Raw genomic sequence first — 19630 nt, forward strand, 5'->3', positions numbered from 1 at the left:
GCATGCTCGAATACGACAAACGGATCTTTAAACATTTCTCCTATCTGCTCATACTGCAACTTATACCGATTTTTTATATTTCATCCTACCTCATTTACGAGATCAACAAACATCTTTTCCAAAAACAAATGCTCTACTACGGTATCGCCGCTATTGCTTTCGTCGTTGCCGCGCTCATCCCGTGGAGGCGCATTCTCTGGTGGTTCGCCCCCCTCTTCTACCTTCTAAACCTCGCCCTGCTCATCGCTGTCGAATTTGTCGGGAAAAGCGTTCTGGGCGCCCAAAGATGGATCGAGATCCCCGGCATCGGCATCACCATCCAGCCTTCAGAGTTCATCAAGGTCAACGTCATTATGCTCCTTGCCTATCTCATTTCAAAAAAACCGCCTCCGCGAAATGGCTACGGGATTATCGGGTTTTTTGTACTCTCACTGGTCATCATTATTCCTTTCGTCATCATTGCCAAAGAACCCGACCTCGGTACGGCTCTGGTACTGCTCATTACCGGTTACGGCATTCTCTTCATCATCGGGATCGACTGGAAGATCTGGGTCACCATCTTCATTCTTGCCGGTGCCGGTGCACCCCTTGTCTACGAACATGGTCTCAAACCTTACCAGAAAAAGCGTATCCACGACATGATCAACAAACCGAGCTACCAGGTAAGGCAGGCACTCATTGCCATCGGTTCGGGAGGCATCAACGGCCAAAGCAAAGAGGAGTCGACACAGACGCAGCTGAAATTCCTGCCTGTCTCTTCAACGGACTTCATCTTCGCCTATCTCGGAGAACGTTTCGGCCTCAAGGGCATGGTCACCGTCATTGCACTGTACATTCTGCTCATCCTCCATTTGCTCTATCTCTCTGCAAAATACAGCGGAGATTATCTCATCAAAACATTTTCAGCCGGACTGGCCTTCCTCTTCTTCGTCTACATGGGTGTCAACATCTTCATGATCATCGGACTCGCCCCGGTTGTAGGGCTCCCTCTGCCCATGTTCAGCCATGGCGGTACCTCTTTCATTATTTTTGCGGTAATTTTTGGAATTTTACAAAATTTAATTGCCTTCAAAGACTACAATCGCTATACTTCGGACGCAAAAATAACCATGCAGACAAAAAGTAAACTTACTTAAAGACGGGTCTTTAGCTCAGCTGGTTAGAGCACTCGGCTCATAACCGAGTGGTCCAGGGTTCGAGTCCCTGAGGACCCACCACCTATAACTCTTAACAATCCCCTAAATTACACCGTTTCAGAGCTTTTACAGCATTTAATTTTTTTACTTTGGCACCCTGTTGGTATCATGGATATAACTTATCTCTTTGAGTAGAGAGTGCGGTGTTTTGGCATAGTAAGTCTCTCTCCTGTCATATATCAAGTCTTGTGCGTTTATAGCGGTATCAGGCAAAACCCAAATCTGTATTTGCCTACCTGCAAGAACCAAATGCTGTAGCGTTCCATCTTTTTGCCAAATATCACGGCAGGATTCGGCAGAATATCTGCTATTTATCGGACTCAAACGGATTTAAAGGCTTCACATCAAGCTCATAGCCAAGATGGTTGAGTATGTCATTGAGTGTGACTATGGAGACCTGGGCGATATGTCCATTTTCGAGCTTGGAAAGCGTTGCGCGTGAAATGTCTGCTTGTTGAGCTAAGGTCTCCTGTGTAAGCCCCCGCTCTTTTCTGAGTGTTTTGACAGTACTACCAAGTTCGAGTAAGTTCAAGAGGCAACTCCTTTATCGTCTGGTTTTTCAAAGAGATCATAAAACTCTCTATCATTCGTCTGCCGATGGTCTCAAAATGTCGGTTTTTTGCCATGTAGCTTTCTATCTCAGTGATTGTTTGTTTTAGTGCATTTTCACACTCGCTATAGAAACGATCCGCCTCTTTTTGTGTAAGCAGGCAATGTTTCATACCAAACGCCACCAAAGCCTCCTTGCCAAACCATACTTTCTTGCCCTGCATCATAAGTGCAGGTTTGTCTTGATAGATATAGCTTGTGGTATTGACCACATCGTAGGCAGGGCTAAGCCAGATGCGGCTAAAATCATCGTTGAAAAGCAATCCGAAGTTCTTCAAATGTGCATCTCCGTTTTTAAGCAGATAGTTCATTACAACGATTTTATAGTAAGCCCTCAAAGAGTCTTTTTTGTGTGTTGCGAACCGGTAAATGCTCTTGGCTACCTGTTCATAACTCCCATTATACTTCCGGTTTCGATTTTTATCTTGTAAAGAGAGTATTTCTTCAAAGCCCAGGGTTTGATCCCCCTGGAAGATGAAGTTTTCCACTATGAGAAACTTTTTGTTTTTAGACAGCTTAATATGGGGTATCTCTATCCCTGCCATCTCACACGCTTTGAGGCAAAAGTACTCGTTTTCAGCTAAACAGGGGTACTCCTCTCCCCATGTTTTGATGATATACTCTTTTATTCGAAGTGTCTCTTTCTCTTTCAAAAGTGCTACGGTTTTGGGTTGTACCCCGGAGATGGCATTTTTATTTAGAAATATCTCAAGCAGTTTTTTGAAGGTGTCGGCAGAATCATTCTCCACAATATTTTCTATGTTTAGAAAATCGAAGTCGAGCTTAGAAAAGTCACTTTTGAAAGTGATCCTGCTTTGAATATTGGGTGCCAATCTTGAAAAGATGAGATAGTCATCTATATATCCATACTCCTTGGTAAGCAGATTTTTAAATATCTCATACAGATACCCTTCAGGTAAAAAAGTCTCAAAAAAAGGTGGAAACCTGTACTCATAGGTATAGAACTTTTTAGTGTTGGGCAAAGAGAGAGCGATGGAGTTTTGTATCTCTATGTTTTGATACTCTATAAGATAGTTATGTTTATCCTGGATAAATTTTGCGATCTCTGTATCTTTTAGATAAATCTTTACCATCAATACCTCTTATGTATAAATTAGTTTACAATAATAGCATTTATACACTATAGTGTCAATTGATTTATACATTAAATCCATAAATTCCCAATACTCTTAACCCTTATGCTATAATATTACCGCTAAAAAGGATTACCATATGTATACAACAATACATAGAGATCAGGAAAAATATGATATTGCAATGAACGAATTTATGAAAACACTATGAAAACACTATGAAAATAGATGAAGAGAAGCAAATTATTATTGATATGAAAAATACACAAAAAGAACTATAATACCCCATGCCGAAGAACCAAACCCAGTTAAACATTAAAACCAATCTCTCCCCTGAACTGCGTTTCCTCATCGCCTGCTGCCAGGCAGACCCGTCCAAAGATCTGGCACTAAATGCCGATACCCCCGTCGTTAAAACGAAAGAGGGGTGCAACGCTCTGATCGGCTTGGCCCATCAGCACGGCATACTGCCGCTGGTCTACAAAACCCTGAAACGACTTAGTGAAGAGGAAAAAATGGAAAACCCCGTAGGTTTGGCCGTGCCAAACGTTTATGGCAAGTCCGAATCTGCCACGAACGAAACAAACCCATTCACCCCTTTACTCTCCGACCTGAAGCATTTTTACATGTCCATAGTCCAAAAAAATATGTTAATGACAAGTGAATTACTGAGAATCATGAAACTTTTCGAAGAGAATGGCATTGAGGCATTAGCCTTCAAAGGCCCTGCTCTGGCACAGGTGGCGTATGGTGACATTACGCTGCGGCAGTATGGAGATCTCGATATTCTGATACACAGAAAAGATTTTAGAAATATCGCATCCCTTATGCAGGAGAAAGGCTACACTCCCCATTACCCCATAGAGACGTTTAGCGGCGATAAAGTGATGTTTGAAATGAATAACGACTGTCCTTTTTATGACAGGAGCCGTGGGCTTGCGACAGAGATACACTGGGACTTTTTTCGAAAACTTGCATTGCCTACCAAAGGGTTTTCTCCCTGGGAGAATACGGAAACCGTAATAATAAACGGCAAGGCGGTGCAGACACTTTCACAGGAAGCCCATCTTCTCTACCATGCACTGCATGGAGCGAAACATGTATGGGAGCGGCTGGTGTGGATCGTGGATATAGACAGGTTTATACGTGCCGTACCGGATATTGATTGGGTTAAAACCATAAAAATGGCAAAAGGTATGGGTGCGGAAAAAATGTTTTTCTCGGGCATTGCACTTGCACAAAGGTATTTTCATACGCCTCTGCCTGACGATATCCGTCTTCGATGCCAGGCATTGGAACTTGAGCCTTTTATAACCTATGTCGAATCGGAACTTGGCAGTGACAGCCCTGCTGCCGAAGACAGTTTGACAAAACTTTCCAAAGTCATTGGATTAAGGGACAATCCGTACTATAAAACCATGACGCTTTTGGCGTTTCTGTTCCGTCCTGGCATCAATGAACGGCGCATGGTCATCCTTCCGGACAGCCTTTTCTGGCTCTATTGGCTCCTTCGCCCTGCGGGAATGGTATACCGATTCATTTTTTGCCGTAGTATGAAACTTTGCAAAACAGATGCGGAAGCCTGAGTCAGACCTTCATATAATCACAGGAGCACACAGGAGTGCTCCCCTGCAAGGGGTTTTAATATCAATAATTTTTCTGTCTAAAAATTGTCAAAATATATACATGATCCTCAATAACTTTGTAGACGACCGTATACCCTTTATAGATCAAATCATAAGTATCTGCTTCATCCGTATAATAACTTTTCCGACATCTAAAAGGTAAGTTGTCCAATGTTCTTATTGTTGTTTTTAGTTCCTCTAAAAATGTTTCTGCTTTGACTGCAGTATCATTCTTCGCAATAAACCAGAAAATCGATTCCAGATCTTGCAGTGCTTCTGGTTCAACAATAATAGTATACTGTTTCAATATCCCAAAACTTTATTGAAAGCTTCATCCAGTGACACTCCTTCACCTTTAGCCATATGATCAATAGCATATTGCACTTTTCTTGCAGCCTCTTTTTTCGATATCGGGGGATAGTCATACCCGTTATCTTCTACCCTGATTTTATCTTGAGGAAGCAGCTCAAGCATGGTCATTACTTTATCAAAAATACTGTCATCAATTTTCAATTGAATGGTATGCATATATTCTCCTCATTATTTCATTGGGTTTATTATAACATAATCAAAATTTCTATATTTTGAGGGGATCTATAATAATAGTTGAAAAATGAGATATGATAAAAACTTTGTCACACAGATGCGGAAGCCTGAGTTACATCTTCATATAATATTTCATTTTTAAAACGGCACTGTCCTGCTTTACATCATAGCGCTTTTGCATATAGGGGCGGTTATGGGGTGTCTGGGCATGCAAAATCTTAAATTGTCCATTCATCACAGTGACAAGTGTTCCCTTGGCACGTGTAAAGAAATCGGCATGATCGAGGCGTTTGATGCGCGCATCCCATCCCACCAGCTTCAGCCGTTCTGTACGGGCAATGTAAAAATTTGGAATCTTGTCATATACCGGCAGACCCGAGAGCAGTGTTCCCGGCGGGATAAGGGATGCTTTGTCGGTAGGATGCAGTATTGACCAGCGGCGTATGTTTGAAAGGCAGTCTATCCCGCTCTTTTCTCTTTACCCATTTCAACTCCAGCGCGACCAAGCCTTCATACAAGGGTTTTCCAAGCCATTGAAGTTTGCCGTGCTTTAGGTGGCGGGAGAGAGTTTGTCCAAGCATTATGCAATAGCTTTCAAAGTTTTATTTTGTTTTTTCTTTATAGCATTGAATATCAACAATGCCTCCTCAACATTCAAGTTGCGCACACAGTGCTTCCCGGATGGCTGCAAACACACTACTCTTAAGCTTTGCAATACATCGAGTATGATTGATAAGTCCACTGTCTATAGCTGTTAGTTTTGGAATAATCAAAACCGATTTTTTCTTTAAACTCCCCTCTTTTATATCGCTACTGTCAATAACAATGCCTTTACCTGAAAGATTTGTTGTCAGCGGCAAGACAAGAAGATCGTTTTTGTCAATTTTTTTAAACACCAAAACGGGACGTGCCTTAAACTGTCTGAAATGAGAGTAAGGCATATCGATAACATAGATTCCCCCTACCATTTGCTGTAATCTTCCTCATCATAATCATGTTTGCTCAACCCTATGGCGATCTTGCCAAAGTTATCCAGTTCGACATCTTTCCAGTAAGCCCAGGGGATATCGTTGTCTTTTTCCGTATTTGTTTCGTTTTGTTTCAAATGCGATGAGCGTGGCAGTTTGATCTCAAAAGGCATACCACCTTCAAGACGGACTTTGTTTAAAAAAATATTGATCGCATCGGAAAGGGTTAGATCATACTCTTTAAATATCTCCTTTGCCTTCTCCCATGCTTCAGGGTCAACTTTTATGGAGGTTTGTTTTCTCATTCAATGACTCCTTTTTGGTTTATTATACTTCAATAGAATTATAATGTCAATCTACTTTCTGTAATCTTTAACATCATTTCCGCCAAAATATTTCTGCCAGTTTGCCGTGCTTCAGGTAGCGGGAGAGGGACTTTCCTATCATTGCGGTGTATGTTCCAAAATGGCTTCAAGGCAGCGCTCTGCCGCTTTGCCGTCCCAAAGTTCCGGACGCTGCGGTTTGCGTTTAGTCTCTGAGACTTTTTGGTAGGCTTCACGTATGGCAGCGACATTGTTCCCCACCAGGGTGGATGCGCCGCCATGCTCTTTGAGGGTAATGGGGCGTTCGGTGTTCCAGCGCAGTGTCAGACAAGGGGTACCGAGCACGCAGCACTCTTCCTGTAATCCGCCGCTGTCGGTAAGCATACTGTTCGCGGACATATTGAGCTTGAGCATCTCATGGTAGTTGACTGGATGAAGCAGTATAATCATCGGGGACGTGCTTACCTTCTCCCACAATCCAAAGGTCTCAAGCTGTTTTCTCGCCCGGGGATGGATTGGCCAGAGCAGCAGCTCTTTTTCACATACCTCATCCAGCAAAAAATCGACAATCGGTTCCAGTACCTCTTTTTTATCGACATTGGAAGGTCTGTGCATGGTCAATACAGAATACTCCCCTATCTCATCGGGTACCTCACGCAGAGGATCAAGCAGGTTTTCTTTTACTATATTTTCAACCTGCATCGCTTCAGCTTTCTCTCTGTTGGCTTCGAGCGTATCGATCATTACATTACCCACAAAACAGATTTTTCCCTCTGCTACACCTTCATTGCGAAGGTTCTCTGTTGAAAGCAGATCAGGCGTAAGCAGCAGGTCAGAGAGGCGGTCTGTCACCAGACGGTTGATCTCTTCGGGCATATCCATATCGCCCGAGCGCAACCCCGCTTCGATGTGGCAGACTTTGATGTGCTCTTTTTTGGCGGTTACGGAACAGGCGAGTGTGGCATTGACATCACCCACGACCACTACCCAGTCCGGCTTTTCCTCTTTGATGATCTTTTCAAAAGCAATCATCGTATGCCCTACCTGCTCGGCATGGGTACCCGAACCTATGTCCATATGCCTGTCTGCATCAGGGATGCCAAGTGATTCAAAAAAGACTTTTGACATACGGTCATCATAATGCTGCCCGGTATGTACCAGCAAATGTTCTATTTTTTCAGATGCAAGATCGTGATTATACGCTTCTATCGCATGCACAAAGGGTGCAATTTTCATAAAATTGGGCCTTGCCCCGACTACAGAGATGATTTTCATACTGTTTTATACCTTTTATTTGAAATATTTTTTCACAAATGTACTACTTGTCAATGTTTCTATGCCTTCCGCATAGAAGTTCTGATCATTGGTCACAATGACATCACACACCATTTTTTGAGCACTCACATACTGTAAACTGTCTTCTAAGTCATCATTTTTCAAAGATAATGCGTCATGAAACATTTTGTTGTTCCCACCAACAACTTCAAACACACTGTTGACCAGTCTCAAAAAAGCTTTGACATCTTTTACCTGTTTATTTGCAACATAGTCAATATTTAACAGTGTGATATCCAACACCACTCCAAAGTAGTATTTTTTCTCTATAGCATTAAATATCAACAATGCATTCTCAAAATTCTCTCTTTTTAAAATGAGATCGAGAAAAATATTTGTATCGACAAAAACCTTCATTTGACAATCTTGTTATACTTTATGTCATCTGTCTTAAATGTGTTATCCAGTATACCTACAAACTGGTTGAATGATCCTTCTTCAAGACTCTTCTCTGTACTGGCTTGTCTCATCAGCTTTTCATACTCTTCGTAAGGCATGATCACAGCCTTTTTTTTACGTGCCTTTTTATCGACTATTAAAACTGTCTGGGACAAGAGCTTTGTGAACTGTGCCTGTGCCTGCGAAATACCCAGTTCCAACATAATGAACCCCTTTCAATATATATGTACATACTACGATATATATATTTATATATCTCTTAAATTTTTAACTAATGTTAGAATATGAACAACTGTCAGCCAAGATACCCAACATCTTTTCAGCCAAGACTTTTCTGTCAAAATCCTGTACCAGTTTGTCACATCCTGATTGGCAGGTTTCATACAACGCTTTATCATTTTTAAGTCGTCCAAGTTTTTCAAGGAAATCTGTTTCATCTTCCGGTTTGAAGCAAAGTCCGGCACCATATTTTTCTATGATCTCCTGTGCCTGCCCTTCAACACCAAGCAGTGTGGGTTTTCGCATGGCGGAGGCTTCAAATATCTTGGAGGGGATGACGGTTTTGAAAGTGTCGGACTTTTTGAGCGGGGCGAGTGACACATCGATAATGGAGAGGTAGTCTGGCACCTGTTTTTTGGAAACGGGGTCAAGAAACGTTACATTTTTCAATGCCAGTTTCTCTGCCATCTCCACAATGGTTTGTTTCATCGCCCCACCGCCGACAAACAGGAAATGGATGTCAGGGTCATCCACTTTTTTCAAAGCGGTGACAATGAAGTCCAGACTGTGTGCCATGCCATGTGTTCCAATGTAGCCGACAACAAACTTCCCTTCCAGTCCAAGTGATTTCAGGAGTGCCTTGTCTTTCTTTCTTGCAACATATAGCTCAAGATTTGCCCCATTGGTGACGACATCGATCTTCTCTGCGTCGATGCCGCGGCCAATAAGGTTTTGTTTGAATGCTTCCGTCACGGCCACTACTCTGTCGGCATCCCTGTAGAGCCATAGCTCCACCTTTTCCAGCCAGTCAAGCACCCTGCTCTGCTTCATAGCCCCAACGGTACGAATGGACTCCGGCCAGAGGTCCCGCAACTCGAAGATCCACGGTTTCCTTCGGATCTTCGAGATACCGACTGCTGCCCAGGTGGTAAAAAACTGCGGAGAAGTCGCCACGACGACATCAGCCTTTTGAAACAGCCCGACCCAAAATGCAGAAAAGGCAAAGCTCACATAGTCAAGTACCCGTTTTGCAAAGCCTTCGTTTGCAGTGATATAACTCCAGACCCGTATGACTTCAATGCCGTCAATATTTTCTTTCTGATACAGCCTGTTTTTATATCCCTCATAAACCTTTCCCTGCGGGAAATTGGGTGCACAAGTAATGATGGTTACTTCGGCTCCCTTTTTCACCCACTCTTTGCAGTGTTCATAGGTACGGGTTGCCGGAGCGTTGGTTTCGGGCGGGAAGTTGTCGGTGAGGAAGAGTATTTTCATTTTCCCTTTTCCTTATACACCAAAGTATTCCCAAAATGCAACAATCTTTACACTGTCAGAAGTATCTGACTGATTATAGGTAATAATATATTTACTATCTACTTCAAACGGCAGCTTGGCAAGTCCGCCTATTTCTCTTTTTCTATTTTGATCATGCAACTCATAACATACTTGAATGGCGATTATCTTACCATCTTGTATAGCTATAAAATCACATTCAAAATTCTTATTGTAAAAATAGACTTCATATCCCGCTTTGATCAATTCTGTATAGACTAAATTTTCAAGCATCTTTCCACGATTCTCTGAAAAACTATAACTAAAAGATAAAAAACCATTATCATTGGCGTATATCTTTTTCTTGGAATGGTTCTGCTCTTTGAGAGAGTAAGAGTAGTGCTTGATCTCATCGATCAAATAACTGTTTTCCAGATATGACACGTACTCTTTGGCACTTTTATCATTTATATCAATTGCTTTTGCAAGTGAATTATAGGAATACAGAGATGTTACATTGGAGAGCAGATAATAACTTAACTCTTTAAAACTTTTGACATCTCTAATGGCATTATTGGTGACACAATCCTTAAGCAAAATAGTATCGTAGTAAGCGCTGAGTATCTCTCTCCTAAATTCTTCTTTGTTATCAACTATTTCTACAAAAGATCCATACTTGACCATATTGTCTACGATGTTTAAAACCTTCGGTGAGTGCTCTACAAGCTGCATATAGGTAGTGATGTCATTTATTTTCAATATCTCCTTTAATGAGAGTGGATACACTTTGGTAGATAAATATCGTCCTGTCAATAAAGTTGCCAGGTCACCATTCAGGAGTGAAGAGTTTGAACCCGTAATAAATATCTTTTTAAACGCTTCGTTATCGTAGACACTTTTCACATATCTTTCCCAGCCATTCATCGCCTGTACTTCATCTAAAAACAGATATGTTATATTCTTCTGTGTAAGTTTTTGTGCTGTCTGGATGACATCATGCAGTTTTGCAGCATCATCCGAATAGGGAATAAAGAATGGATCATCCAGATTCACATACAGTATTTCCTGTGGGTCGATTTCCAGGGAAAGATGATTGATAAGAAGTTTGAACAGTGTGGATTTACCACTTCTTCTTATGCCTTGAAGCACCTGTATATGTTTAACCTCCAGTTTTTTTACCAAACTGGGAAATATATCCCTCTCGTACAGTTCAGCATAAGGCTTGTTCCAATGTTTGTTTTGAGATAAAATTACCTTTTCCATACTATAGTAACCTACTTTAATCTATTTATTCGTATTATAGCACGAATATTTATATTCTATTCACTTTTCCTTGTGGAAAATTTGGCACACAGGTAATGATGGTGACTTCCGCCCCCTTTTTCACCCACTCTTTGCAGTGTTCATAGGTACGGGTTGCAGGAGCATTGGTTTCGGGAGGGAAGTTGTCGGTGAGGAAGAGGATTTTCATTTGTTTTTTTATATTATACATTGTAATAATTATATTTTTTATAAAGAGAAAGATAGTCCATTTCTTCTAAATCGATTCGTTTAGCTCTTGAATATACGCTTCTAATTCATCTATCTTTTCATCACAGATATCATAAATTATCTCAGCATCGATATCGATGTAGTGATGTGTCAAAATTTCTCTGGTTTTAATGATTTTGCTCCAATAGTTTTGAGAAGCGACGCGCAATAAAATCTCTCTATCTCTTTTATCGATATTTTTCAATGCTTCACCAATAGACTGTAGCCGCATGGATATCGCATCCAACCTGTCGAGTCCTTCATCACTGTTTATAAAATCATCACTGCTGCAAACAGGCTCGAAACGGCGCTTGATAAGTGCAATACTCTCAAGTATAAACTTCAAAAGCTCTTTAGTCGCTGCTTTGTCCATAAACAACCTCTTTTTGAATGCTATTTAAAATAACGCTGTTGCTGTTGCTGTGTTTGTGTAAAATGTCGACTTTTTTATGAAACAATGTCTCCAAATATACCCACAATCCTGCAAGATTGTCAAATGTTTTTTTTCTAAATTCTACATAAAAATCAATATCGCTGGACTCTGTCTGCTTCCCTTTTGCATAAGAGCCAAAAAGACCTATTTTCTCTACACCAAACTCTTTTTTCATAAAATTTTCCTGCTGCTGCAACGTCTGTAAAATATCCTTTTTTGTCATATTCCACCCTTTCAATTTTTCACATGCATATCTTTAAAGTCTATTACTATGCTATATTTAGCCTATTTGTTCATATTATAACACGAATATTTATTTTTTATTCTCTTTTCCCTGAGGAAAATCAGGCACACAAGTCATGACGGTCACTTCCGCTCCCTTCTTCATATGTTTTGGCATCAATAAAGATTTGAGATACTTTCAGCTTCTCTATAAGCGCTATTAACTCCTCTAGTAATCTTGCTTCACAATTAATATTTTATATCATAAATTATATCTCTGAAGAATTTCATTTATTCTTTCATCACTAATATTTTCCAATTCTGTTTTGGAGTACATTGCCATTAGGTAAAGATTATTCTCTACTAATGATCTTCAAGTTCATCAATCAAATCATTTAAACTTTGTATTTCTTTATGTTTCTTCAAGCTACGAGTCTCTTGCAACTCTTTTGCTGCATTTTCAAAATTATCATAAAATAATTTTGATTTCTGCTCACTGATATATGACTTTATTGCTTCCACAATGATATCTGTTCTGGTCACAGAGTATTTTTTGGTAAATGCATCTATATCATCTATAAGATACTTAGGAAGTCTCAACCCCACTTGCTGCTTTTCTAACTGTTCAACACTAAGCATACTACAATTCCTCAATATTTGTTTAACAATATTAAATATTATTTATATACATATGTCAATATCCATACTATTTAACAACTATTAAATTTTTATTTTAACTTTGTTGGTTTAGTGATGAAGAGGATTTTCACTTATTCTCCAATTCCGAATAAAAATGTTTGATTTTCCCTGAAGCCGGGCGCTCAATCCGGTCGACCTGATGCACTACGATATTCAACCCTGGTTCAAGATATTCTTCAGCCGTTTTTTTCAACTCTTCTATATCTGTCTCCTCCAAAGCCTTATCGGAGACAACATCAAACTCAAACGTATCCAAAGCTGTTTGACGGATTATAAATTCTTTTAAAATACCGGAAGATTCAAGTAATGCACGTGAAACGTAATAAAAAGTAAACCCTGGTGAAAACTTTCCGCTTGGCAATTGGATAACATCATTTGTACGTCCCAACAATTTGTCAATCGATCGATAGGAAGATCCACACTTACATTTTTTTTCAGTTATATCCGCAATATCACCTACCTTATATCTTACAAATGGGAAACTTTTATTAAAAAGATCTGTTACCAATAATTCTCCATTGGATGTTGACTCAATAAAAACATTATCTTCAGGAATATGCATTGTACCTTCTTGACATTCATATCCAAGTAAACCGACCTCTGTCGTTCCATATTCCTGAACAACAGGAATTCCAAAAGCTTTTTCGATGAGTATTTTATCTTCTTTGGTACAGGTCTCAGATGTCACCATACATACCTTTAATGTAGGACAAATAGACTTAAGTAAAATATTGTTTGTATTAAGATATCGACAAAAAAGTACGATAGAACTGGTATAACCATAAATATATTCAAATTTATCGCTCTGAAATTTGCTTACCCATTTGGAAAATATTTTATCAGACATTTCAAAAATGACAAATCTGTAACGATTCAAAACCATATCTTTTAGTCTTTGGACCCATGCAGATCTCCAACTTTTCGGTATACCATAAAATCGTGCCTCTCGACTGCCTATATCTATGCCATGCATTTGAAAAAAAAGTTTTTTTGCACTCCATACTCGGGCTTGCGTATAATAGTCTTTTGTAAATTTTAAAGGATGCCCCGATGAACCAGAAGTATTGTTTGCATAGATTTCATTCTTATTTAAACTTCCACTTATAAGCTGATACTCATTACTTTGGAGATCTGACTTCAGGACAAGAGGAAGTTCCTCCCACTTTTCAGGAAGCTGGTCACCTATATGTTCCCGATAAAATGCATTATTCTCATAAAGATACTGCACTATCTCCCATTTTTTCTGCTCCTGCCATGCTTCAAAGTCATCTTTGGGCAATGCCCTCAGTGTTTTCAGTTCATCAACGATGGGAGCAAGGTCATGGTGTCGCCATTTATAGATCAGTTCAAAGAGTGACATTTATTTTTTACCTTTCAACAAGTCTACCCAGGCAATTTTAACATTTTCCCAGTCAAACCCCTCGACCTTTTTTCGTGCATTTTGTGCCAATTCAACGGCTTTTAACGGATGGTCGACGAGGAGCAATATTTTCTGTGCCATCCCTTCTGCATCATCAGCATCCACCAGCAGAGCCTCTTTGCCATCTTCTACAAGATAGGGGATCCCGCCAACGTTGGTACTCACTACCGGTAAGCCCAGTGCCATGGCTTCCATAACACTCACAGGCGTATTGTCAACGTTGGTTGTGTTAATGAAAATGTCATACGATTCAGATAACTTCCACCAAGCCTCTTTACTTAATTTTCCTGTAAATATGACTTTGTCATCCAGTCCCATTTCTTCGGCTTTCTGTTTTATTTTTTCAAGTGTACCGTCTCTGTCAGGACCAACCATACACAAAGAGGCATCGTCATATTTTTGTAACAAAAGAGCCAGCACATCCAGCGCCATTTGGGGGTTATACAGGGGGCTGAAAGCCCTCACGTAAAGCAGTTTTGGACGAACGCTGTTTCGTTTGGTAAATGTGTAGTTCCCAATCTCTATATTATTGGGGATATAGTCAACATTATAGCCGTACTTTTGAAAGATCTCAAACAAATAGCCGGAAGGTGCAACATTGGCATAGGAATATTTAAATATGAAGTCACTCATCTTTGCATTCAAACGTAAGCGGTTTTCAAGCTTTCCCCCATGCAAAACAGGGATATAAGGCGCACCGACACAGCGAGCCATCCCTGCACACAGCAGTGCATAGTAAAAATTGGAAGTGCTGTAGGTATCTATGAGTACATACTCTGTCTTATGCCGGTATTTGACAATAGACCAAAGCATCTCTAAAAGTCGAAGTATTTTATTTTTTTTGTCGGAAACTGACTTTACCTGAAAATCTTTTGACAGTAGTTTTCCAAGTGTTTCTACAGAGGTCGGTGTATTTCCGTGCCGGGAAAGTTTGTTTCCTATGTAGAGGATCATCCTCTGCCCTTTAGTTTCATATGCTTATTTTCTATCAATATCCAGATAAATCCTGCACCATACAGAAAACTGGGCAAAGCCAAGCGCATAGCATTGTGTGTCATGGTCAAAACACCGTAACCGGTAAACACGACAAGAGTAAAACGTGTTATCGCATTTTTACTGCGGAAAAACATCCAAACAGGAAACAACAACATGATCGCCAAGGCAAACAAACCCAAAATACCGTGTTCCGCAGGCAACCTGCTTAACTCTACATGCGCAGCACTGATGCCTGTATCTTCTGCACGATATACTCTGCCGCCGCCAATACCCGCTCCCGTAATACTATGATCCAAGAACGTTTTCCAGTCTGCCAAAACAATGTCACCACGCTTTGTTGTGTAGTCTTCCTTGATCTGTTGACCATACTTATCGGTATTGATATAGCGACGTTCTACTGCACCGGATGAAATATTATTGGAAACAAAAAAAGCAAATGAAAATACTAAACCTAAAATTACAATATGCGTAAAGCGAATATGCAAAAGATGCATAGCCTGTTTTATATTATAGAGATACAATAAAACAATGCCCAATACTAAAGAGGAAATAGCTGCGATCAGCCCACCCCGTGAAAGTGTAAAAAGTCCCTGAAGCGTAAACAGCAGAAGCATTCCGACATCAATGGTACGATAGACAAATATCTTACGGCCAGTTAACAACGCATACCCGATCAACACCATACCCAGTCCCAAAATAGCTGCAACCTGGTTGGGACCAAATCCGCCACTTGCAGCAAAATTAGAGCCCCCGCCATAATGGATCGATCCATAGTCAGGGGTCTTCAGAAACAACAGTGCCGAGGTTACTATCACACCAAGCAGTATCCATCTGACAAAACGCACCATATCTTCCAGACTCAGAGTGCGTTTATAAAAGTAGAATACACTCATCACCAATACAACTTCCCCAAAAAATGTGAACATAAACTCCTTTTTAAAATGGGCTATGCTTTCCCAATTTGGGACGAATATACCGGGAAGCAGTAAAAGCAAATAGACCAAAAAAAGCAAAGGAAAAGGTTTATGTTTTTTTTCAACGACCCATCCGGTCAAAAGCAGTAAAAAAACGGCGATTTTCCCAAACTCCCAGGGCAAGCCGGCAAAGGACATGCGAAGATACACTTCCGCTCCTACGATAAATCCGGCAAAAAGATGGGCCTCTCCACCCCTGTTGCGTCTGAGTATGGTACGGTACATACCTATGGCAAATGCTCCCATGCCTACCAAAAATGCTATTTGGGAAATTTGGGCAGTCACTGCTCCCAATGCTATCATCAAAACCAATAGCACCAATGGTTGATACTTCCCCCTAAACAGTTTACGCATTTAAGACCTCATTATAGATTTCGACAAGTTTTTGTACCACAGCTTTTGAAGAGTAATTTTCTCTCACATGTGCATTCAATTTCGATGCCATGCTCTCTCTATATTTTTCATCTTCTATGAGCTTCAACATACTTTCTGCCAATGCTTCACTGTCCTTTGCCGGTACGACTTCACCATGCACCCCATGCCCAAGCACCTCTGCACACTGGCCCACCTCTGTACAGACGACAGGCAGTTTTGCCAGGCCATACTCAAGCAGTGCCACAGGCAATCCTTCAGACTCTGAAGATAGTATTCCCATGCCCGAAGCCAACAAAATATCTGCCGAATCACTTCTGGTACCCAGAATATGCACATTGTCCTGCAAATGGTTTGCTTTGATGAATGCCTTGATCTTTTGGCTGTAGGCATCGTTTTTGTCCTCTCCGACAAGCAGGAGATGATATTCTCGATGCGTTTCATGTACTTGCTCAAATGCCTTTAACAAATTTATATGGTCTTTCTGCCAGCGTAAATTAGCCAGGCATACTATACGCGTATTTTTTGTTCCGGGAAGTGACACAAAAGAATTTTTTTCCTCCAGTTGTGCAAAATTTTGTACATAGATAATTTTTTTTTCATGCAAATATAAATTATTTTTACTCCATTGTACAAGTTTTTCATTCACTGAAATAACGGCATCAAAAAAATGGGAAAATTGTATGATGATTCTATTTTGTTTTGGATCTACTTCATAACGGATACCGTTATGGTCATGCCAGATAATCTTGACACCGGTAAACGGCTTGCAAAGCACCGCAGTAAAAAAAGAGGAGGAGTGTGCGTGGATCACATTGATTTTATGCTTTTTTATAAATTTTATCAACTTTCCAAGGGCTTTCATATCCAATGCTGAATGTTTATGTAAAATCATATATCCCACGTTATCGGAAAGAAAAGATTCCAGTGCACCACCCTGACGTGTTGCGCACAGGTAACTGGGAACGTCTGCTTCTTTCAGTGCATTTGCCAGATTGACACTGACACGTTCTGCACCACCGGCAGCCAGTGAGTCTATCAACTGCAATACCCTCGGCTCTTTAATTCCCATATAGTAGCTTCCCAATCTCTTCTTCAAACTTTTCCAGCGTAAACTGCCGTGACCATGTCATAGCCTCTTCACTGCTTTGCCTGAATGCATCTGCATTTTCAAGATAATATTTTACCTTGTTTACAATGTCATCCACATTGGGCATAACGATCTTCCCTCGAGATCCGTTGCCTATCATGTAATTGACACAGGAAACATCTGTCGTAATGGGCAGACACCCCCAAAACATCGCCTCTGCCACCACCTTCGGCCAGCCTTCAGACTTGGAGACAAAGATGAGAAAATGTGCATTTTGGTAGTAGCGTTTAACAGTATCGGCATCTTGGTTGCCGTGAAGCACCACAAAATCTTCCAGCCCGTTCTCCTTGATGTACGACTCAAGCTTTGGACGTTCCACACCTTCACCAAACAGATCTAAATGTACTTCATACCCTTCCTTGTGCAGACGTTCTGCAGTTTGAATGCTGAGCAATGGACGTTTCCCTGGGCTTAGGGCACCTACGTACAGTAAGTTGGAAGTTGGAAGTTGGAAGTTGGAAGTTGGAAGTTGGAGGTTGGAGGTTGGAGGTTGGAGGTTGGAAGTTTGAGGTTGGAAGTTGGAAGCTCTTTCTTGAAACTTGAAACTTGAAACTTCCTCCTCACTATACGTAGCTGTAAAAAACGGGACAATGTTACTACTCTGTTCCGGCCATTCACCATATACCAGTACTTTCATATTACGGGTCAGAAACGTGTTGGAGAGTATCTTCTTTTGTAAACGGTAGCTCCATGGCTGTGGACTGTCAGGGTCCCAGTTGCCGGCATATTTGGCTGTTTTTGGTTTATGAGGGAAAAAGATCTGTGCCACACTGCCCAGTAAGCCCATATTGCCCGGACAGCGGAGGTGTATGTGGTCTGCCCAGACCATGCCACGTACGATCTGCACAAAAACGACAGGGAGTTTAAAAAGTGTTTTTACAGCCTCTTTTTTAGAAGTGAGGTGAAAAGCCGGAACTTCGGAAAATGTCAGTTTTTCATGTTTGTAAGGAAGGTCTATCAGATCGGCAGTGCCATTCTGTATGGGGGCGACCACTTTTACTTCATCGACATGTTTTAACCAAAGGTTCATCTCTTTAATATAGGGGCCATACCCATATATCTGATCACCTGTTTTTTTATGTTGGACGTGTGTGACTATGAGAAACTTCATAACAATGACCTGTAAAAATCGATATTCTGTTCGACAATACGCTCCAGATTAAAACGGGTCAGAACATCTTCCCGCGCATTCTCTCCCATCACCTGTGCCATTTCAGGATCGTCGAACATGGCGATGATCTTTCCGGCAATATTATTCGGATCGAGCGGATGGCAAAGCAGTCCCGTCTTCTGGTCTATTACTGCTTCAGGTCCGGGTCCGAGTTTGCTTGCAACCACCCCTTTGCCCATACCGAGTGCTTCCAGCCAGGCAATAGGCATCGCCTCCATATGCGAAGGGTACACACACACCTCCGCCTGCTCCAGCTTTTTTGGTATATCATGATGCGGCAGCGGTCCGACGATCTTCACGGCTTTTTCAATGTCTGGTGTAATGAATGTTTTCAGGTATGCAGTATAGGATTCTCCTGTTTGGGGATCTTTCCAGTCCCTACCGACAATGTCAAGTGTGGCATCCGGGTAAGCCTCAAGGATCTTCGGCATTGCTTCTACCAGTTGGCGTACCCCTTTTTTCTCAACTACCGTACCGACAAAAAGGATCTTCCTTGCGATCACCTTGTCATCCGATGCGGCATAAAACTTTCCGGTATCGACGATATTGTAGATCGTTTCAAAAGGTTGTGAAAAGTGCAGCAGTGATTTCGTAGTCTTGCCCACAAAATCACTGACAGCGATCAGCCCGTCAGCTTTTGCAAACGACTGCTTCTCCTGAAAAGAACGCCAGAATGCAGTTTTTTTACCCAATGTCACCGCGAAGAAATGATGCCCGCCATGCATACGTATCACTTTTTTGGCAGGAAAATTATTTGGAATGAACGCAAAAGAAAGCTCTGCACCTTCAATGATGTCTATGGGTGTTTCATCATGTATCTGGTAAAGTTTTTTTACCAAACGTTTAGAATTTGGTATAAAGTTGCCCGCCGGCCATCTGGCACCGGGAAGCCGCCATACGTGTACCCCCTCGTCATTTTCATACATCTCACGCTCGATCCCGTTGTAGGCACCAACAACCGATACCCGTATGCCCTTATTGCACAACGCACGTCCTATGGTCTGTACAACTGACCCTATGCCTCCCTGCGTTTTTCCGGTCATAGGGTATTCATGGGTTATAAAAGAGATGTGCATA

Annotated in this window: 25 protein-coding genes and 1 tRNA gene; 3 read left to right on the forward strand and 23 right to left on the reverse strand. The window is 41.1% G+C overall.

Annotated elements, in window-relative coordinates; translation table 11 throughout:
- Nucleotides 1–2 precede the first annotated feature (2 nt).
- Together F8L24_RS00180 and F8L24_RS00185 are read left to right on the forward strand one after the other, a co-directional pair.
- Complete coding sequence (locus F8L24_RS00180; protein WP_294950882.1) at nt 3–1136, forward strand: FtsW/RodA/SpoVE family cell cycle protein; 1134 nt, start codon at nt 3–5, stop codon at nt 1134–1136.
- A 4-nt stretch (nt 1137–1140) separates the two neighbouring features.
- Nucleotides 1141–1217: transfer RNA gene (locus F8L24_RS00185), tRNA-Ile, on the forward strand.
- Nucleotides 1218–1503: 286 nt separating this feature from the next.
- On the opposite strand, the gene F8L24_RS00190 is transcribed toward F8L24_RS00185, so the two are convergent.
- Nucleotides 1504–1728: a helix-turn-helix transcriptional regulator gene (locus F8L24_RS00190; RefSeq protein WP_294950883.1), complete on the reverse strand. Its 225-nt coding sequence runs from the start codon at nt 1726–1728 to the stop codon at nt 1504–1506.
- Nucleotides 1706–2899, reverse strand: coding sequence for a type II toxin-antitoxin system HipA family toxin (locus F8L24_RS00195; protein WP_294950884.1), 1194 nt, complete (start codon nt 2897–2899; stop codon nt 1706–1708). Before F8L24_RS00195 ends, F8L24_RS00190 begins: the two co-directional genes overlap by 23 nt.
- 287 nt (nt 2900–3186) lie before the next feature.
- Here F8L24_RS00195 and F8L24_RS00200 point away from each other — a divergent pair, with 287 nt between their 5' ends.
- Complete coding sequence (locus tag F8L24_RS00200) at nt 3187–4485, forward strand: nucleotidyltransferase family protein (RefSeq protein ID WP_294950885.1); 1299 nt, start codon at nt 3187–3189, stop codon at nt 4483–4485.
- A gap of 61 nt (nt 4486–4546) precedes the next feature.
- Here the strand turns inward: F8L24_RS00200 and F8L24_RS11180 are convergent, their stop codons facing one another.
- From F8L24_RS11180 to F8L24_RS00300, 21 genes are all read right to left on the reverse strand, one after another.
- Complete coding sequence (locus F8L24_RS11180) at nt 4547–4831, reverse strand: type II toxin-antitoxin system RelE/ParE family toxin (RefSeq protein WP_365937942.1); 285 nt, start codon at nt 4829–4831, stop codon at nt 4547–4549.
- Nucleotides 4828–5052 carry a hypothetical protein gene (locus tag F8L24_RS00205; protein WP_294950886.1) on the reverse strand — a complete coding sequence of 75 codons (225 nt, stop codon included), beginning with the start codon at nt 5050–5052 and terminating at the stop codon, nt 4828–4830. Before F8L24_RS00205 ends, F8L24_RS11180 begins: the two co-directional genes overlap by 4 nt.
- 130 nt (nt 5053–5182) lie before the next feature.
- Nucleotides 5183–5383, reverse strand: coding sequence for a hypothetical protein (locus F8L24_RS00210; protein ID WP_294950887.1), 201 nt, complete (start codon nt 5381–5383; stop codon nt 5183–5185).
- A 46-nt stretch (nt 5384–5429) separates the two neighbouring features.
- Complete coding sequence (locus F8L24_RS00215) at nt 5430–5651, reverse strand: hypothetical protein (RefSeq protein WP_294950888.1); 222 nt, start codon at nt 5649–5651, stop codon at nt 5430–5432.
- A 66-nt stretch (nt 5652–5717) separates the two neighbouring features.
- Complete coding sequence (locus F8L24_RS00220) at nt 5718–6038, reverse strand: type II toxin-antitoxin system PemK/MazF family toxin (protein ID WP_294950889.1); 321 nt, start codon at nt 6036–6038, stop codon at nt 5718–5720.
- A complete protein-coding gene (locus F8L24_RS00225) occupies nt 6032–6343 on the reverse strand; it encodes a type II toxin-antitoxin system RelB/DinJ family antitoxin (protein WP_294950890.1) in 312 nt (103 codons plus the stop codon). The genes F8L24_RS00220 and F8L24_RS00225 overlap by 7 nt, the downstream gene beginning before the upstream one ends.
- Nucleotides 6344–6481: 138 nt before the next feature.
- The gene (wecB, locus tag F8L24_RS00230) at nt 6482–7636 is read right to left on the reverse strand and encodes a UDP-N-acetylglucosamine 2-epimerase (non-hydrolyzing) (RefSeq protein WP_294950891.1); all 1155 of its coding nucleotides are present in this window, start codon (nt 7634–7636) and stop codon (nt 6482–6484) included.
- 15 nt (nt 7637–7651) lie between these two features.
- Nucleotides 7652–8053, reverse strand: a complete 402-nt coding sequence (locus tag F8L24_RS00235; RefSeq protein ID WP_294950892.1) for a PIN domain-containing protein — start codon at nt 8051–8053, stop codon at nt 7652–7654.
- The gene (locus F8L24_RS00240) at nt 8050–8298 is read right to left on the reverse strand and encodes a hypothetical protein (RefSeq protein WP_294950893.1); all 249 of its coding nucleotides are present in this window, start codon (nt 8296–8298) and stop codon (nt 8050–8052) included. Before F8L24_RS00240 ends, F8L24_RS00235 begins: the two co-directional genes overlap by 4 nt.
- A 64-nt stretch (nt 8299–8362) precedes the next feature.
- Complete coding sequence (locus F8L24_RS00245) at nt 8363–9589, reverse strand: glycosyltransferase family 4 protein (RefSeq protein ID WP_294950894.1); 1227 nt, start codon at nt 9587–9589, stop codon at nt 8363–8365.
- 12 nt (nt 9590–9601) lie between these two features.
- Complete coding sequence (locus F8L24_RS00250) at nt 9602–10849, reverse strand: ATP-binding protein (RefSeq protein WP_294950895.1); 1248 nt, start codon at nt 10847–10849, stop codon at nt 9602–9604.
- Nucleotides 10850–10898: 49 nt separating this feature from the next.
- Nucleotides 10899–11057 (reverse strand): hypothetical protein, encoded by a 159-nt coding sequence (locus F8L24_RS00255; RefSeq protein ID WP_294950896.1) that lies wholly within the window; start codon nt 11055–11057, stop codon nt 10899–10901.
- A 66-nt stretch (nt 11058–11123) separates the two neighbouring features.
- Nucleotides 11124–11489: a HepT-like ribonuclease domain-containing protein gene (locus F8L24_RS00260; protein ID WP_294950897.1), complete on the reverse strand. Its 366-nt coding sequence runs from the start codon at nt 11487–11489 to the stop codon at nt 11124–11126.
- Complete coding sequence (locus tag F8L24_RS00265) at nt 11470–11772, reverse strand: nucleotidyltransferase domain-containing protein (protein ID WP_294950898.1); 303 nt, start codon at nt 11770–11772, stop codon at nt 11470–11472. The genes F8L24_RS00260 and F8L24_RS00265 overlap by 20 nt, the downstream gene beginning before the upstream one ends.
- Nucleotides 11773–12134: 362 nt before the next feature.
- Complete coding sequence (locus F8L24_RS00270) at nt 12135–12410, reverse strand: hypothetical protein (protein WP_294950899.1); 276 nt, start codon at nt 12408–12410, stop codon at nt 12135–12137.
- A 127-nt stretch (nt 12411–12537) separates the two neighbouring features.
- Nucleotides 12538–13830: a hypothetical protein gene (locus F8L24_RS00275; protein WP_294950900.1), complete on the reverse strand. Its 1293-nt coding sequence runs from the start codon at nt 13828–13830 to the stop codon at nt 12538–12540.
- The gene (locus F8L24_RS00280; RefSeq protein ID WP_294950901.1) at nt 13831–14844 is read right to left on the reverse strand and encodes a glycosyltransferase family 4 protein; all 1014 of its coding nucleotides are present in this window, start codon (nt 14842–14844) and stop codon (nt 13831–13833) included. It abuts the gene before it with no gap.
- Nucleotides 14841–16214: an O-antigen ligase family protein gene (locus F8L24_RS00285; RefSeq protein WP_294950902.1), complete on the reverse strand. Its 1374-nt coding sequence runs from the start codon at nt 16212–16214 to the stop codon at nt 14841–14843. Before F8L24_RS00285 ends, F8L24_RS00280 begins: the two co-directional genes overlap by 4 nt.
- Entirely contained in the window at nt 16207–17331 is a 1125-nt protein-coding gene (locus tag F8L24_RS00290) for a glycosyltransferase (RefSeq protein ID WP_294950903.1), read from the reverse strand. Before F8L24_RS00290 ends, F8L24_RS00285 begins: the two co-directional genes overlap by 8 nt.
- On the reverse strand, nt 17294–18412 hold the full coding sequence (locus tag F8L24_RS00295; RefSeq protein ID WP_294950904.1) for a glycosyltransferase: 1119 nt from the start codon (nt 18410–18412) through the stop codon (nt 17294–17296). Before F8L24_RS00295 ends, F8L24_RS00290 begins: the two co-directional genes overlap by 38 nt.
- Nucleotides 18413–18489: 77 nt before the next feature.
- Nucleotides 18490–19629 (reverse strand): glycosyltransferase family 4 protein, encoded by a 1140-nt coding sequence (locus tag F8L24_RS00300; protein ID WP_294950905.1) that lies wholly within the window; start codon nt 19627–19629, stop codon nt 18490–18492.
- Nucleotide 19630 lies beyond the last annotated feature (1 nt).

This window comes from Sulfurovum sp. (assembly GCF_015493435.1).
Lineage (GTDB): Bacteria > Campylobacterota > Campylobacteria > Campylobacterales > Sulfurovaceae > Sulfurovum.